This is a genomic window from Vibrio sp. 10N.247.311.13 (assembly GCF_041467595.1).
GTDB classification, from domain to species: Bacteria; Pseudomonadota; Gammaproteobacteria; order Enterobacterales; family Vibrionaceae; genus Vibrio; species Vibrio crassostreae_C.
Genome location: NZ_JBFSUX010000016.1, coordinates 64,190 through 79,704, shown reverse-complemented (window position 1 = coordinate 79,704; position 15,515 = coordinate 64,190). Strand labels below are relative to the sequence as shown.

The following is a 15,515-nucleotide window of genomic DNA, read 5'->3' as shown; positions in this document are numbered from 1 at the left end:
TACAAGTACAACAGAAAAACGCCTTTCACTTTGTTGTGAAAGGCGTTTGTATTTGAATCTACTTCACTTTAACCAGTGTACTTGAATCTGTATGAGCAAAAGCGTTGTCGTAGATCTCTAAGCCAGTTGTTTGAGAGTAAGTCAGCGTGTCATCTGAAATACTGATGTTCATTGTGAAGCCCGTAGTGGTTGCGTTGTCTGTCATGTATTCAGACTCAGCGATACCGCGCTTAGATGCGACTAACGTCATTGTGTCGCCAGCAGGGCCTTCTGCGGTGACACATGTGGTGCGTGGCACACAGTAAGAGTTGTACACGACCTGATTTTCTTGGTCGTATATGAAGTAACCACGTTGATCGTGGAATTTAGAATCGTCGGCCTTTCTGAATACTTCCTGCTTGTAGTACAGAGCAACAAGATATTGGTCGCTGGCATTGGTTGCGTCTGCGGCAACCTCGAACGTCATCACTTCATAAAACGGTGTGACTGCAGGGCCACCCGCACCCACTTCTGTGCCTTCTTGACCTGGGGAGATATCAACGCCGCCAGTTTCGACTGATTTCCATGTGCCGACTAGCTTTGCCAATGGACCGAAATCCATTCCGTTGATTGTATTGTGGTCGGCTACTGCTGGAACCGAGATGACTGCTGCAATACTAAGTGCTAATAATTTTTTCACTGTAACTTCCTTTTTTGTAATTATCTGACCTTATTAAAAGTAAGGTTATTGTGAAACCAGTTTATTAACCCAGATCAGTGTTCTTGGTTAATATGAAAGCGATTTGTAACTTGATGTATCAGTCAATAAGAGAATATTAATGCGGCTAAATATTGAACGAATAGCTGTGATTTGTTCATCGAGGTTTAATTCAAAATCGCATTAATCTGAGCCTTAGTCATTTTGCTATTACACATTTCAAATTCTCATGTATGATGTGCGCCCATAATTGTATGACAAATGTGTAATCTTACTTCTGTATGAATAAAGCTGTTAACCACGCCATTTTGCTTTTGGTGTTCGCAAACCTACTTGCGTCCTTTTCAGATGTATCGTTGAAGATACTGAATGGCGAAGTCCCTACGTTCCAGTATGTGTTTATCCGTCAGCTATTGAGCGTGATCTTGCTACTTCCATTTTGGTTAAAATTACCGAGAGACACGCGTATGCAAGGCGGTTGCCGAATCAACTTCTTAAGGGCTCAATTTATCTTGGTGGGGAGTGGCTGCGCGATGATCGCCATTACACACCTTACTTTGGCGACAGCAAACGCGATGTTCTATGTTGGACCAATCCTTATGCTGCCTTTGTCGATAGTGCTGTTGAAAGAAAGGCCAACATCTTCAAAAGTGATCGCGACCCTGATTGGTTTTGTGGGCGTGTTGATCGTGTTACGCCCAGAGCAATTTCACTGGGCAGCGATTGCTGGGCTAGGCAGTGCGCTTGCGATGGGCGTGGGGAATATCTTGATCAAACGCTTGAACGCAGAGCAACACATCATCTCCACTCTGTTCTGGACCAGCGTTATGACTCTGCCACTCGCGCTGGTATTTGCATTGCCAACTTGGTCTGCGATTGAATGGCGCCATGTGGGTTGGATCATGGCAATCAACTTGTTCGTACTTGGATACCATGCGCTTGTGGTTGTGGCTTACAAAAAAGCCCCGGCCAACCAAATTGCGCTCGCAGAGTATTCGGGGTTGGTGTTCGTAACACTGTTTGGTGTTATGTGGTTTGATGAGATTCCAGACATCCTGACGCTGGTGGGCATTAGCCTCATCGTTATTCCTATGATGCCGATTAAATGGAAGAAGGTTTTCAAGTGGAGAGAGCGAACCGCTTTAGAAGTTGAGGTTACTCCGCCTAAACCATAGCGACCAGTCTCTATTTCATTCTGGATTCCAAATAAACCACATTAGGGAAGGTCGTCTAAACTTAGGGTTTGTATCGCTTCAAAATACGACAATTTGGGCTCTAAAAACGTTCTCGAAATAAATGCAAATTAGTGCTTTACCTCAACTTAACTTGAGGTATTAGGATATGCAACGTTGCTTACGAGAATACTTTAAGGAGAGAAGAATGATCCAACTTGAACATGTGAATTTAGTCGTTAAGGACATCCCTGAAATGCTGACTTTCTATAAAGCGGCGTTTCCACACTGGTACGTTCGTGATGAAGGAAAAGGCGAATGGTCAGGCAAGCCACGTAACTGGCTGCATTTTGGTGACGAGTACCAATACATCGCATTGAGTGATCACGGAGAGGGTGAAAATAGAGATTTAGCAGGGCACTCTGTTGGCCTCGCGCACTTTGCTTATGTGACCAATAACATCGAAAGCGTCACTCAACGTCTTATTGATGCAGGCTTCCCGATTGCTAAACCTGGCGCTGAAGAACCTTATCGTAAAAATGTCTACTTTGTGGATCCGGCAGGCTTTGAAATCGAGTTCGTTGAATATCTGAGTGATGATCCCAAACTGCGCAATGCGACAAGCTAGCGGAATAGTTAGGTAAGAAGAAATGAAAAAGGGCATTGTGGAATATTCCGCAATGCCCTTTTTAGATTCTATTTATTAGCTGATATTGAGTGGGTTACTTATTTAGCCTTGAACGGCACTAATAGTTGTTTACCAAACACGTTAATGAGTGCGCCAGTGACAATCAGGCCACCACCTAGATAAGTCCAAACTGATGGGATTTCATTAAAGATCCACACGCCTAATAGTGCCGAGAAGACAATCTGAACGTAAGAGTAAGCCGAAGCTTTGCCCGCAGCTTGTGTCTGCATCGCCTTGGTCAAACCGTATTGGCCGATTTGAGTGAAAATACCGACGAGCACCAGCATCACGGTTAAGAATAGGCTCGGCCACACAAAGTCGTTCCAGATAAGGGCAGTAGAGATCGGTAGGGCAACCAGTGGGAAGTAGAAGATGATGACAGAGCTATCTTCCGTTTGGCTCAGCTTTCTCACAATCACATAAGCGATTGAGCTACCAAACGCGCCACATAACGCCACCATAATGCTGAACAAAGGCAGTTCGCTGCTCGCGCCGCTGTTCATGCTTGGTTGTACCATCACTAATAATCCCGCAAGGCAGAATGCAATGCAGATCATGGTCGACTTTTGGACGCGTTCTTTCAGGAATAACACACCGAGCAATGCCGTAAATACGGGATGCACGTATTGTAGAATGGTCGCTTCTGCTAACGGTAGCGTGGTCACAGCGTAGTAAACACACATTAGCGCTGCGGTGCCGACTGCGCCTCGAACGAACAACAGAGGTTTGTTATTCCCCCAGATAGAAATGCCTTTTCGTTTTACGTCGATGTAGCTGATGATCAAAGACACCAACGCCCTCGCTGCAACGATTTCAAATACAGGTATGCCGTAGTTACTGATGTATTTCACACAAGCTGACATCAGTGCGAATCCAAAAGCAGAAAGGATCATGAATCGAACCCCAACAGGGATCATTGAAAAAGAGAAAGAAGGCATAAAATATCAATCGGTTGAGGGAGAAGGAATGATAGCTTAGTTTAGGAGAGGCGACCAAAGTCTTTGTCCTGTTCTCGTCAACTTGATTCAATTAATTCTCATTTTCACTCTTTACGCATACGAGAACAACACCATAAAACGCATGTCACATTTTGTCCCGCAGAATATCGGCTATAGCTCAATTTTATAAAATCAACATCAACAGAAGGTGACGCTAATTCAACTCTGATTTATCGGTCGTTTTAATTGTCTCTATCGCTCATATCATTCTTGTGAATTTATAATGAGAGATATGTTCTATGAAACCAATAAATACCCTACTCATATCCACAATCGCGCTTTGCTCTTTTAGTTCAGCGACTTACGCTGACACCATTTTGCATGCTTTTAACTGGAAGTATTCAGATGTGACAGCCAATGCCAACCAAATCGCCGAAGCGGGCTATAAGAAAGTGTTGGTTGCTCCGGCAATGAAATCCAGTGGCAGCCAATGGTGGGCACGTTATCAACCACAAGATCTGCGCACCATTGATTCTCCGTTGGGAAACAAACAAGATTTAGCTGCAATGATCACTGCACTTAAAGGTGTGGGTGTTGATGTTTACGCAGATGTGGTGCTGAACCACATGGCGAATGAAAGCTGGAAGCGAAGTGACTTGGATTACCCTGGCACAGAAGTGCTTAATGATTATGCCAGCCGTTCAAGCTACTATGCCGACCAGACTTTGTTTGGCAACTTATCGCAAGGCTTTGTCTCGGCTAACGATTTCCATGCTGCTGGCTGCATTACTGACTGGAACGATCCGGGTCATGTTCAATATTGGCGTTTGTGTGGCGCTGATGGCGATGTAGGCTTGCCTGATCTAGACCCAAATAACTGGGTAGTGTCACAGCAACGTTTATATCTAAAAGCGCTAAAAGACATGGGCATCAAGGGTTTCCGTATTGATGCGGTGAAACACATGAGTCAGTACCAAATCGACCAAGTGTTTACGCCTGAGATCACCACGAACATGCATGTGTTTGGCGAAGTGATTACTAGCGGCGGGGCAGGAAACAGTGGCTATGAGTCGTTCTTAGCACCTTACTTAAACAACACCAATCACTCTGCGTACGATTTCCCGTTGTTTGCTTCGATTCGATCGGCGTTCTCTATGGGCGGCGGTTTAAACCAACTGCATGATCCAAAAGCGTACGGCCAAGCATTGGATGATAACCGCTCAATCACTTTCGCGATCACGCATGATATTCCAACCAATGACGGCTTCCGTTATCAGATCATGGATCCACAAGATGAGCAGCTCGCTTACGCTTATATCCTTGGTAAAGATGGTGGCACGCCGTTGATCTACAGCGATGATCTTCCTGATTCTGAAGATAAGGATAACGGTCGTTGGGGCAATGTGTGGAATAGTTCGACAATGAAGAACATGTTGAGCTTCCACAACGCGATGCAAGGCAAAACAATGACGATGATTTCGAGCGACCAATGTACTTTGCTGTTCAAGCGTGGCAAAGAAGGGGTTGTTGGTATTAACAAGTGTGGCGAAACGCGTGGCGTGACAGTCGATACTTACCAGCATGAGTTCAATTGGAATGTTCAATACAAAGACGTATTAAGCAGCGCGACAGAAACCGTGAATTCTCGTTATCACACCTTCAACTTACCACCACGCAGTGCGCGTATGTTTAAGCTGTAGTGCCTGTTTAAGCGGCAGCATCTGTTGTAGCTAAAGAGCAGACCCAATAACCTAAAAGCCGCAGTTAATACTGCGGCTTTTCTAGTAGAGAAAGCATTGTTAGCGAATCAAGCCATTAAAAGGGTGAGCGGCTATTGGCAATAGCAAACTGTTGGTAAAGCTCTGCGACTTCAACTGGGTTGAACTCATCTTTATAAGTCAGCTCACTGAGTCGGTGCGTGATGTTTTGCAGCTCGTGAGATCGTTGTTGAGCACGTTGTTGGTAGCGTTTGAAAGCTTGTTCAGTCCCCTCAAAGTTAGAAGCAATGCTTTGTGCCAGCACATAAGCGTTCTCGATGCCTAAGCTGAAGCCGATACCCATAGTCGGCAATACAGCGCAACATGAATCTCCAAGTAAAACGGCATTATCACGATACCAAGTATCGAATGGCGCTACATCAGTAAGCGGAGAGGGCAATATCTTCGATTCAGGCGTATCTCTAATCATATCCAGTAAGTAACTAGGATAGTGCGAGAACTGCTCTAACACGGTTTGTTTAGAAAGCGTTTCACCTTCTTCAACGGCGCATGCAGCGAACCAGTACTTACCTTGGGTTTCTCGGTCGTAGGTGTAGGTTACAATACGAGATTTATCACCCGCAAAAACATAACACTCATCATCATTGATCTCAGACGCTTTGAAATCAATCTCGCCGCGGCAGCAGTAGACGTTCGGTTGTCTTAGAGTCACATCCGGCGCGACAAACTTTCTGATTTGAGAGAACACACCGTCGGCACCAACAATGATATCTGCATCAAGAGGTTCACCGTTGATGAGTATCTGCGGTTGCTCGCAGTCTTGGTTTACTGTGCAGTGTTGGTTCGTTGCAATGCAGTCATCGCCTAATTCATTTAATAGCAGCTGGTATAAGCGGCTGCGGTGAAACAAGCCAATAGGCGCGTTGGCTTTGCTTGGCGAGTCACTCATATTGAGCGTGTTGATGGGCAATCCTGTCGCCGTTAATGTCGAGATGGTATCGACTTGGTTACACGCGGCTTTTACTTTATCTACGCCCACCAATGCCGCAAGGACTTGCATGCCCTCTGGCCACATGATGATGCCCGTACCGTCAGCACGCGGTTGTTCGGCTTTCTCGTATATTCGAGCTGTAATGCCAAATTTACGCAGTGATAATGCAAGTGCTAAACCGTTCAGTCCCGCACCGATAATCGCAACTTTTAGACGCTGTTGTTCCATGACTTTCTCCTAAGAATCAGATGCCAGTATCTGTGTACTGGTTCATAGGGCGTAAGATAGGTCATTCGAATCGATAAATAAACGTTATAAATGATAAGGTTAATGCGATTTCTAAATCTTAGGCACAGATCCCTTAATGATCTTGGATAACACCAGACCAATGATTTTGATGGGATAGGGCTTTCAGCAATTCGATCTCTTTTGCAGTCTCTCCTTTAAGCCAATCAATGAGATCATTGATCACAGGCGAGTGAGTGCGCTGGTGGATGAAATAGGTCCAAGCACTGTTCTGGATCTTGGCATTCTCTGGGCAATATAAGAAACCACGTTGCAGATCCTGCAAAACCAAAAGCAGATCCGTCACTGTGACGCCTTCACCTGATAAGCAGGCACTGAGCGCCATATCTAAAGACAAGAAGCTGGTATTTCTGACGGGCTTTTTCGGTGGCGATTCGACATCGGCTAGCCATACTTTCCAATCATGGTGATCTAAGGTCGGGTGCAGCCTTGGCATGGTTAAGATCGAGTCGAGGTCGGTATCTTTCTTAGTCAAACCAACAGCATTCGTTAAGCTCGTGGAGCACACTGGCGCCATGAACTCTTCACGCAAGAAAGTGATGTCAGGCGCGTTGTCATAGCGTTTTTTGAATCGAGTGTGGAAGATCAACAAGTCGTATTCGCTGCTGTTGATTGCTTCATCTTCTTCGATCACGGGAACGATCACGATCTCGTAATCTGGGTAACGCTCGTTTAATTCACGAACCTTAGAGATCAACACGCGCGTAGCGAAACTCAGGGTTGCCTTTATCACGATACGTTTTTGTTTCGGCTCACTCCAAGAGGCGATAACCGATTCGATATTGCCGTAGCTTTCACGCAAAGCGACATACAAATCATGACCTTGCACCGTTAATTCAATCGCTCGATGCTTACGAATGATCAAAGATGTGTTCAGCTCATCTTCAAGCTGTTTGATCTGACGGCTGATCGCACTCTGTGTCACGTTGAGTTCATCGGCAGCCAACGTAAAGCTCATCAGCCTTGCAGCCGCTTCGAAGGCTTTTAAGCCATTATGGGAGGATGGCAAGCTAGGATATGGGGTCATAATTCGTTCGCATGAGTTTTTGGAATGTTAGAGTCGCAAATTTATCAATTGAACGCTAGCTCCATCGATCGTATTTTGGGCGAAATTAACTGAGGCGCTCATGAAAAAAATACTCACTCTTGCATTCCCTTTGATCATTTCACAGCTGATATCCATGGCTTTAGTCCTTACTGATGTTTGGATGATGTCGCGAATCAGCGTGTCAGCGCTTGCGGCTGGTGGCTTAGGTGCCTCTATTTACTTCTTCATCTTCATTATTGCGAGTAGCACAGTCGGTTGTGTCGCGAACCTGATCGCTATTGCTTATGGTCAGCGCGTTGCACGCCCAGAGTTTGGCAACACTCAGATTAGATTGGCGGTGAAAGGTGCAACCATGTTGGCGTTCGTGCTCAGCGTGACCTTAATGGCGAGCTTCTGGTTTGCGCCACTTGTATTGGAAGCAGCTAAACAACCTCAAGAAGTGATCACCTTAGCGATGGAATATGTGCACGCCCTAAAATGGGTGATGTTGCCTTCACTTATCTTATTGGTGCTGCGTGGCTTAACCAGTGCGTTTGGTAATGTGCGTTCTATTCTGGTGATGTCGATTATCACAGTGATTTTGAATGTGCCAGTGAGCTATTTCCTCACGTTCCAGTTAGATATGGGACTAACAGGCTTAGGCTTAGGTACGGCTATCGCGGCATTCATCGTGATGGTTGGCTACACGGTTTGGGTGTTTAAACGTGACGAGTTCAAACAGTTCGCCCCTTGGCTCCATACCGAAGAGTACTCCATCAAGCTGATGAGCCCATTGTTGTTGATGGGTCTACCTATCGGCTTGGCAGCTTTACTTGAACATGGCTTGATTTACGGCGGCACCTTAATGGCAGGAACGATCAGTATTGCCTCTCTGGCGCTTCATCAAATCTTACTGCAATGCTTAAGCTTTACTTGGAACTTTAACTTCGGTTTCTCGCAAGCTGCGGCAATTTTAGTTGGCCGTGATTATGGCGCGGCCAACTATGAAGGCATCAAAAGAACCTCGATTCAAAGCTTTATATTGGTGTCAGTGTTGAGTGTCGCCTTGTCTGCCGTATTCATCCTATGGCCTGAAATGATCGCTTCCATCTTCAAGCTAGACGACGGCACTGGCACAATGACATCGCTATTGGCTTCAGTTATCTGGGTTGTCGCTCTGTGCTTTATCGTCGATGCTTGGCAACTACTGGCGATTAACTTGCTAAGAGGGATGAAGATTGTCTCTATGCCAACGGTGATGACAGCCATTGGTTACTGGATGTTTGGCCTGCCTGCCGCTTGGTACTTGATGCCAAAATTCGAGCTAGCAGGGATCTGGGGCGGGATCGGCGTTGGCTTGGGTGTGACCGGTATTCTACTGCTTATCCATTTGATGGTCGTGCTAAACAAGAGCAGCAAGACACCAGACTTAGATTGTTCAGCTTACTCTTAAGCTTTATTGAAACGCAAAAAAGCCACAGCAAAGTCTGTGGCTTTTGTTTATCTCATAGATTCTTGGGGGGAGTGAATCAATATCAGGGGCAGCTAGTTTCTAACAGACGACTCTCTACCAAACTATTTTCCACCGGAGAGCGCTGACTTCATCATCGTCTTAAATTGTTCTTTTTGCTCTTCAGTTAATACGTTATAGATGTTGTTCTTAAGACGCATTTCTTGCATCACCATCGATTTCTCGGTTGCTTGAACCGTGTCGATGACCTTTTCCATCTCAGCTTCATCAAACTCAGGTTGAGTCACTAAGGCGATCTGCTTTTTCTTAAGTTCTATCGCACTATCCATATCGATTTCAGTTCTATCGGATTGATAGTCTTGCACAAGAGTGAACACTTCCGCTTGTTGTTCTTCCGTTAGATTCAAAGAAGCAATAACCATTTGCAATGGGCTAAGGGCTGGCTGTGGCGGTTGTTGTGGTGATGACGCACTCACAAACGGAGCAGTAACGAGTAAAGCTGAAGCAGTTAATACACAAAGCGACTTTTTCAGTGATTTCATTGAGTTTCTCCTGTTAGTGGAAATAAGAGTATAGGTGAGCAAGCTGAACTCGATATGAACACGCTGTTCAGTTAACTAAGCTTGCTTCACACCTCACACCTCACACCTCATAGCTCACGGCTAACTGCTACATCCGGATAAACAGAGAAGCAGGTTAGACCTTGGTCTTACAGAAACATCGAACAAAGGTGACTAGAATGATTTGAGTTGCTCACCGTTTTATCAAGGATTACACAAATGGAAGTTGGATTGTTCTGGGCTGAAAAAGGGATGCTAGTGCTTGGCGCACTGTTTGTTTTGACGAGCATGATGCAGTACGGAAGACGCAGTAGTGATTGGAAAGGCGTGATTACGATGTTCTACAAGCGTATCCCAATGAATATTGCGGAATACAAATGGTACCGACTCGGTATCGCGTTGTTGGTTTTTGCCGTGATTATCCGTTTCGCCTTGCTGATTCTATGGCCTACCTATCAGTTCTAGCTTTTTGTATTTGTTCTGATGTATAAGACACTTGCATTAGCTCTCACGCGTTGGGCATATAGAAGCGAAAAATGCATGAGTAAACCGAGCCTTAATAAACTCACTTATTAAGGCTACCATTTAATAAAATAGTGCTAATACTCAATAATATTGAGTTGCTATTGTCTTTGTAGCATATTGTTTATCATAAAGAATAATGCGAGATAATAGCTTACCTACTTGTTTCATCATTCTTACTAATAATCTACACATAAATCCATTCACCCCGTACCTGATACCATAATGATCTGTTACACTCGTCCGAATTAGCTTTAATTTGTCGGTGGTGCATTTATGTCGTTCCCAGTTCTTATATGTGATGATTCTGCGTTAGCAAGGAAGCAGATGGCTCGATCACTGCCTAGTTCTCTAAATGCAGATATAACTTTTGCTGTTCATGGGCTTAATGCACTTGAAGAGTTAGCTCAAAACCAGTTCAAACTGATGTTCCTCGACCTCACCATGCCGGAATTAGATGGCTATGGCACATTGGAAGAGATGCAACGTTTAGGTGACACCACACCAGTTGTGGTTGTTTCTGGTGATATCCAACCAAAAGCGCAGCAGAAGGTCATGGACCTTGGTGCCAAAGCGTTTTTGCAAAAACCGATTGACAAAGAAGCGTTAAAAGCGATTTTACGTGAGCATGTTGATCCGCCAAAACAGCCTCAGCTCATTACGCCTTCACCTTTAGAACTCCCAATACTTCGCCGACGTGACATCTATATGGAAGTCGCGAACGTTGCGATAGGCCGCGCAGCCGATGCATTGGCGCGCCACTTTAATGTATTTGTGCACTTACCATTGCCGAACGTGAATATCTTCGAAGTGAGTGAATTGCACATGGCACTTCGTGACCTAGCAGACAACGACCAAGTATCGGGTGTTTGCCAAGGCTTCAGCGGAGAAGGCATCGCAGGTGAAGCATTAGTGTTATTGAGTGACTCCAGCGTGAGCGATCTTAAGAAGCTCATGAAGGTGCCAACCGAAAGCGAACAGCTTGAAGAACTAGAACTGCTGATGGATGTGTCGAATATTCTTGTTGGCTCATTCTTGAATGGGTTAGGGGAGCAATCTGAAGTTCGCTTCTTCCAGAGTTCGCCTGTTCTGCTTGGGCAACACATCTCGATTGATTCAGTGATTGAGAATACCAGTGGCTCGTTTAAGAAGACCATGACCTTCGAAGTCAGCTATAACATTGATGGCACCTCCATCCGTTGTGACCTTCTGTTTATGTTTGTTGACGAATCTCTGCCTCTTCTAGACAACAAATTGGCCTACCTAATGGAGGAATTTTAATATGCTGAATCTTCCTGCTGAATTTGAACAGTTCCACTGGATGGTGGATATGGTTCAAAACGTCGATATGGGGCTGGTGGTCATTAACCGTGACTTTCAGGTACAAGTTTGGAATGGCTTCATGACGCACCATAGCGGTAAGCAATCGCATGATGCTATTGGTAAGTCTATCTTTGAACTGTTCCCTGAGATCCCTGAAGAGTGGTTTAGGCTCAAAACCAAGCCCGTTTATGACCTAGGCTGTCGTAGCTTCATTACATGGCAACAAAGGCCTTATCTGTTTAAGTGTCGTAACGTTAGGCCTGTAACCCAACAAGCCGATTTCATGTATCAGAACGTCACGCTTAACCCAATGCGCTCGCCAACAGGCCAAGTCACCTCATTGTTCTTGTCTATTCAGGATGCAACGGCAGAAGCACTGATGTCTCAAAAGGGCTAACATACCTTCTAGGCAATGATTCAATAGTTTTAAAAGAGCAATCCAAACATCGAATAAAAATGGCTAAGGTAAATCACCTTAGCCATTTTTTTGCTTTTTATTCTTCAATTGACCTTAAAGGCTTCGATCTTTTTCGTCTGCTCACTACAAATCTCCACCATTTACTCTGTTTGTCAGCTTAGCGAACTCTCTTTGTTCGAACCTTATTGCTCTTGAATCTAGATTGAAGAGCAATAAGGTGATGAAGAAGCATGCTCTCGGTTGTTGGTAGTTTATAAATTTTGTTGTTTTAGGTGGCTTTTAATAGAGGTCGAACTTTGGATTGTCGAAACCAAATGAACCTTGCCTTCAAGATAGAGCGAATTGAGGTGTATTTTTCATACTTGATGCTAACCAACAGCACGATGAGTTTGCCGAATTTGGTCGAAAACAGAAATAATTTGGAAAAAAATCGAATTTATTTAAGAAAAAAGGCATTTTTTTGTTGGAGAAAAGTGCGATTTTTATGTGATCTCGAGGCACTTTCTTCACATATTTGCTTAATGAAGGCGATATTGTGTAAAAAAGAGAGGAAAACGATTGCGCAATAAACCGACAGCGTTTGCGTGATTGGTTCGCTAAGTTATTAATTAGTAAGAATTTAGTAGGAAAGTGTTACTTGGGAGGTTTTACCAGATATGGAATCTTCGAGAGGATAGCATAAAAAAAAATGAAATATCAGACTTGCTGTTACTAAATCACGACCTATAATGCTGAAAACCGGAGCGTCTGCCAACGCTCCGGTTTTTTTGTGTCCGAAGAAAAGTAAACTCGTCTGCCAACGGTTTTACTACGCATTTCGCGAGAGACACATAATTTTATGAATCAAGGAAAACACCATGCGTATCGAACAAGAACTTAAGTTAGGTTTCAAAGATGTACTCTTCCGTCCGAAGCGTTCTACCCTTAAAAGCCGTTCTCAAGTTGAATTAACCCGCGATTTTACATTCAAGCATAGCGGTCGTCAATGGTCTGGTACTCCAGTAATTGCAGCTAACATGGATTCGGTAGCAAGCTTTGAAATGGCAGCTGCTCTAGCAGAGCACGGTGTTATGACTGCAGTACACAAGCACTACACAGTAGAGCAGTGGGCTGAGTTCGCTAAAACAGCAGACAAGAAAACACTAAACAACGTATTTGTTTCAACAGGTACATCTGAAGCTGAGTTTGAGAAGACTAAGCAAATCATGGCACTTAGCGAAGACTTCGTATTTATCTGTATTGATATCGCTAACGGCTACTCAGAGCACCTAGTTGAGTACGTACAAAAAGTACGTGCAGAATTCCCGAACAAAGTTATCTCTGCTGGTAACGTTGTAACAGGTGACATGGTTGAAGAGCTAATCCTAGCGGGCGCAGACATCGTTAAGGTTGGTATCGGCCCTGGTTCGGTTTGTACTACTCGTGTTAAAACAGGTGTAGGTTACCCTCAACTTTCAGCAATCATCGAATGTGGCGACGCGGCACACGGCCTTGGCGGCATGATCATCGGTGACGGTGGCTGTTCATGTGCGGGTGACGTATCTAAAGCGTTCGGCGGCGGTGCTGACTTCGTAATGCTAGGCGGCATGCTAGCAGGTCACTCTGAGTCTGGCGGTGAAGTAGTAGAGCAAGACGGTAAGCAATACATGAAGTTCTATGGAATGTCGTCTCAGTCGGCTATGGACAAGCACTCTGGTGGTGTTGCTAAGTACCGTGCTGCAGAAGGTAAAACTGTACTTCTTCCGTTCCGTGGCTCTGTTCACAACACAATTTCTGACATCCTTGGTGGTGTACGTTCAACTTGTACATACGTAGGCGCAGCGAAGCTTAAAGAGCTAACTAAGCGTACTACTTTTATCCGTGTACAAGAGCAAGAGAACAACGTATTCGGTAAAGAGTAATCTGAACGAATTCGAATAGTTTGAAAATCAAGAGCCGCTTTTTAGCGGCTCTTTTTTTACGTGAAATTGATAAAATCAATGTCATTAAACCTGCGCGCTAATAATCTGTCTAATTTTCAGAAGACGCTGGATTTAGAATGTGACTAACAGATTTAATGATCGCAGGAACTATGATGGTTATTAGTACTAACGTGAATAATGATGCCTCAAACCAGTGCCAACCTAATATACTTGTAGTATAAAAGTAAGCGCCTAAAGAGAGTGGCAGCGTCAAATTAAACACGATTAAGACGATTAACGCAGCTCCTGCCCATACCATACCAAACTGATTCTCAAGTCCTGAAAAACCTTTAGACAGATAGCACGTACCAGATATTGTAACAAGTAAAGCACTAAGGCAGCCTGATCTCATTTTGTTGCCTAGAATATTAACGAAAAAAGCAAAACTATCAGAACGCCTAATTATTTGAATTAGCATTCAAAAATTAATATTACTTTCAAATGCTATTAGTCTTTGTAAAACTCATTTATCGTCTCTTTAGTTGATTGTCACATGATTGTTTTTTCATTTGGTATCTTGAAAATAAGTTTATGCTTTGTAGTCGAAGTTTAATTCATGCCTAACATATGCTTTACAAATTCGCTGCGATCCAGAGTAACTGATTCAGGACTTTTCCCCGGCACGACCGACAGAGACACCATCGGATGTCGGTAAGGGTTCTTACAATAGCTATATCAAAAGTATTGATATTTTAACTAGTGTGGTATCAGTTAATAGAAACAATACTATTGATTTTTAGATAGCTCGCCCAGTAATGAGCTTTCGCTCCACATCGTTTACTTCATGCTGAATTATTCGTTGATTGGGAAATTCGAAGGAAACAGTGCTCGTTTCGCTTCTTCATCACGTTCGGTTTTAAATTCAACGTCTTTGCCGATTTCGCGAGCGCGCAGTGCGGCAGGGCGGGCGTTGATTGCGTTAAACCAACGCTTCAAGTTCGGGTAAGGTTCTAGGCCTTCTTCACCAAGCACGAAAGGTGCTTTGTCAATCCAACCCCATGCCGCGACATCGACGATGGTGTACTCATTTCCGACGAAAAACTCACGACCCTCCATGTGTTTCTCTAACACTTCGTAGTGACGTTGTGCTTCGCGTAGATAACGATTTACCGCGTAATCTAAGCCTGCTGGCGCAGCATGACGGAAGTGTACCGATTGGCCAGAGTATGGACCAAGTCCGCTGGCGATAAACATCATCCAAGATAATAGTTCAGCTCTGTCTTCTGGCTGACCAGCTAGCTTGCCTGTTTTCTCAGATAGGTAGAGCAGGATAGCGTTAGAGTCGAATACACGTTGTCCATCATCTTCAATCGCGGGCGTTTTGCCGTTTGGATTGATCAAACGATATTCCGGTGTGTGTTGCTCGCCTTTTAAGGTATCGACAGGAACAAGTTCAAAATCTAGGCCTGTCTCTTCTAGAAACAGAGCGATCTTCATTGGGTTGGGTGTTTGGTGAAAATAGAACTTAAGCATGGGGTAACTCCTTGTATTGGTGATTCATTAAATCATCACTTGAACGATCGTTCAATAAATGATTTTTGAATTTTCTGTGAATTGACTGATTTGATATCACACTCTGTGCCTTTGAACTTGGCTGTGTAAACGTGAATTAGCGTCGACTGGTAGGGGAATCGCGTTTTAAGTTGCTGAAATAATGAACATAAACGCACGTTTAGAAATAAGACAGAGCTTCGAAACTTACGGGTTTAGATGGAATAGGGAT

Annotated in this window: 14 protein-coding genes; 8 read left to right on the top strand and 6 right to left on the bottom strand. The window is 44.2% G+C overall.

The window, feature by feature from the left end:
- Positions 1-58: 58 nt before the first annotated feature.
- Entirely contained in the window at positions 59-679 is a 621-nt protein-coding gene (locus AB6E52_RS09405; protein ID WP_102320355.1) for a heme-binding beta-barrel domain-containing protein, read from the bottom strand.
- Between the two features lie 299 nt (positions 680-978).
- Between AB6E52_RS09405 and AB6E52_RS09400 the strand changes: the two genes are divergently transcribed.
- Positions 979-1,872 (top strand): DMT family transporter, encoded by an 894-nt coding sequence (locus AB6E52_RS09400; protein ID WP_102320354.1) that lies wholly within the window; start codon positions 979-981, stop codon positions 1,870-1,872.
- Between the two features lie 205 nt (positions 1,873-2,077).
- Entirely contained in the window at positions 2,078-2,497 is a 420-nt protein-coding gene (locus AB6E52_RS09395; protein ID WP_017065925.1) for a VOC family protein, read from the top strand.
- 98 nt (positions 2,498-2,595) lie between these two features.
- Here the strand turns inward: AB6E52_RS09395 and AB6E52_RS09390 are convergent, their stop codons facing one another.
- Complete coding sequence (locus AB6E52_RS09390; protein ID WP_081090052.1) at positions 2,596-3,495, bottom strand: DMT family transporter; 900 nt, start codon at positions 3,493-3,495, stop codon at positions 2,596-2,598.
- A gap of 299 nt (positions 3,496-3,794) precedes the next feature.
- Here AB6E52_RS09390 and AB6E52_RS09385 point away from each other — a divergent pair, with 299 nt between their 5' ends.
- On the top strand, positions 3,795-5,195 hold the full coding sequence (locus AB6E52_RS09385) for an alpha-amylase family protein (protein ID WP_102320353.1): 1,401 nt from the start codon (positions 3,795-3,797) through the stop codon (positions 5,193-5,195).
- Positions 5,196-5,310: 115 nt separating this feature from the next.
- Here AB6E52_RS09385 and AB6E52_RS09380 read toward each other — a convergent pair whose 3' ends face one another.
- The gene (locus AB6E52_RS09380; protein WP_102320352.1) at positions 5,311-6,432 is read right to left on the bottom strand and encodes an FAD-dependent monooxygenase; all 1,122 of its coding nucleotides are present in this window, start codon (positions 6,430-6,432) and stop codon (positions 5,311-5,313) included.
- Positions 6,433-6,565: 133 nt separating this feature from the next.
- A complete protein-coding gene (locus AB6E52_RS09375; protein WP_102320351.1) occupies positions 6,566-7,537 on the bottom strand; it encodes a LysR family transcriptional regulator in 972 nt (323 codons plus the stop codon).
- A gap of 100 nt (positions 7,538-7,637) precedes the next feature.
- Between AB6E52_RS09375 and AB6E52_RS09370 the strand changes: the two genes are divergently transcribed.
- On the top strand, positions 7,638-8,990 hold the full coding sequence (locus AB6E52_RS09370; protein WP_102320350.1) for an MATE family efflux transporter: 1,353 nt from the start codon (positions 7,638-7,640) through the stop codon (positions 8,988-8,990).
- Between the two features lie 122 nt (positions 8,991-9,112).
- Here the strand turns inward: AB6E52_RS09370 and AB6E52_RS09365 are convergent, their stop codons facing one another.
- On the bottom strand, positions 9,113-9,550 hold the full coding sequence (locus tag AB6E52_RS09365; protein ID WP_065100065.1) for a Spy/CpxP family protein refolding chaperone: 438 nt from the start codon (positions 9,548-9,550) through the stop codon (positions 9,113-9,115).
- A 237-nt stretch (positions 9,551-9,787) separates the two neighbouring features.
- On the opposite strand from AB6E52_RS09365, the gene AB6E52_RS09360 reads away from it, so the two are divergent.
- The 4 genes from AB6E52_RS09360 (at position 9,788) to AB6E52_RS09345 (ending at position 13,732) form a co-directional block, all read left to right on the top strand.
- Entirely contained in the window at positions 9,788-10,033 is a 246-nt protein-coding gene (locus tag AB6E52_RS09360) for a hypothetical protein (RefSeq protein ID WP_017630837.1), read from the top strand.
- Between the two features lie 333 nt (positions 10,034-10,366).
- Complete coding sequence (locus AB6E52_RS09355; RefSeq protein ID WP_102320349.1) at positions 10,367-11,371, top strand: response regulator; 1,005 nt, start codon at positions 10,367-10,369, stop codon at positions 11,369-11,371.
- Position 11,372: 1 nt separating this feature from the next.
- The gene (locus AB6E52_RS09350) at positions 11,373-11,810 is read left to right on the top strand and encodes a PAS domain-containing protein (RefSeq protein WP_017058076.1); all 438 of its coding nucleotides are present in this window, start codon (positions 11,373-11,375) and stop codon (positions 11,808-11,810) included.
- An 878-nt stretch (positions 11,811-12,688) separates the two neighbouring features.
- Positions 12,689-13,732 carry a GMP reductase gene (locus tag AB6E52_RS09345; RefSeq protein WP_048659894.1) on the top strand — a complete coding sequence of 348 codons (1,044 nt, stop codon included), beginning with the start codon at positions 12,689-12,691 and terminating at the stop codon, positions 13,730-13,732.
- Between the two features lie 852 nt (positions 13,733-14,584).
- Here the strand turns inward: AB6E52_RS09345 and AB6E52_RS09340 are convergent.
- Positions 14,585-15,265, bottom strand: coding sequence for a glutathione S-transferase family protein (locus AB6E52_RS09340; protein ID WP_102320346.1), 681 nt, complete (start codon positions 15,263-15,265; stop codon positions 14,585-14,587).
- Positions 15,266-15,515 lie beyond the last annotated feature (250 nt).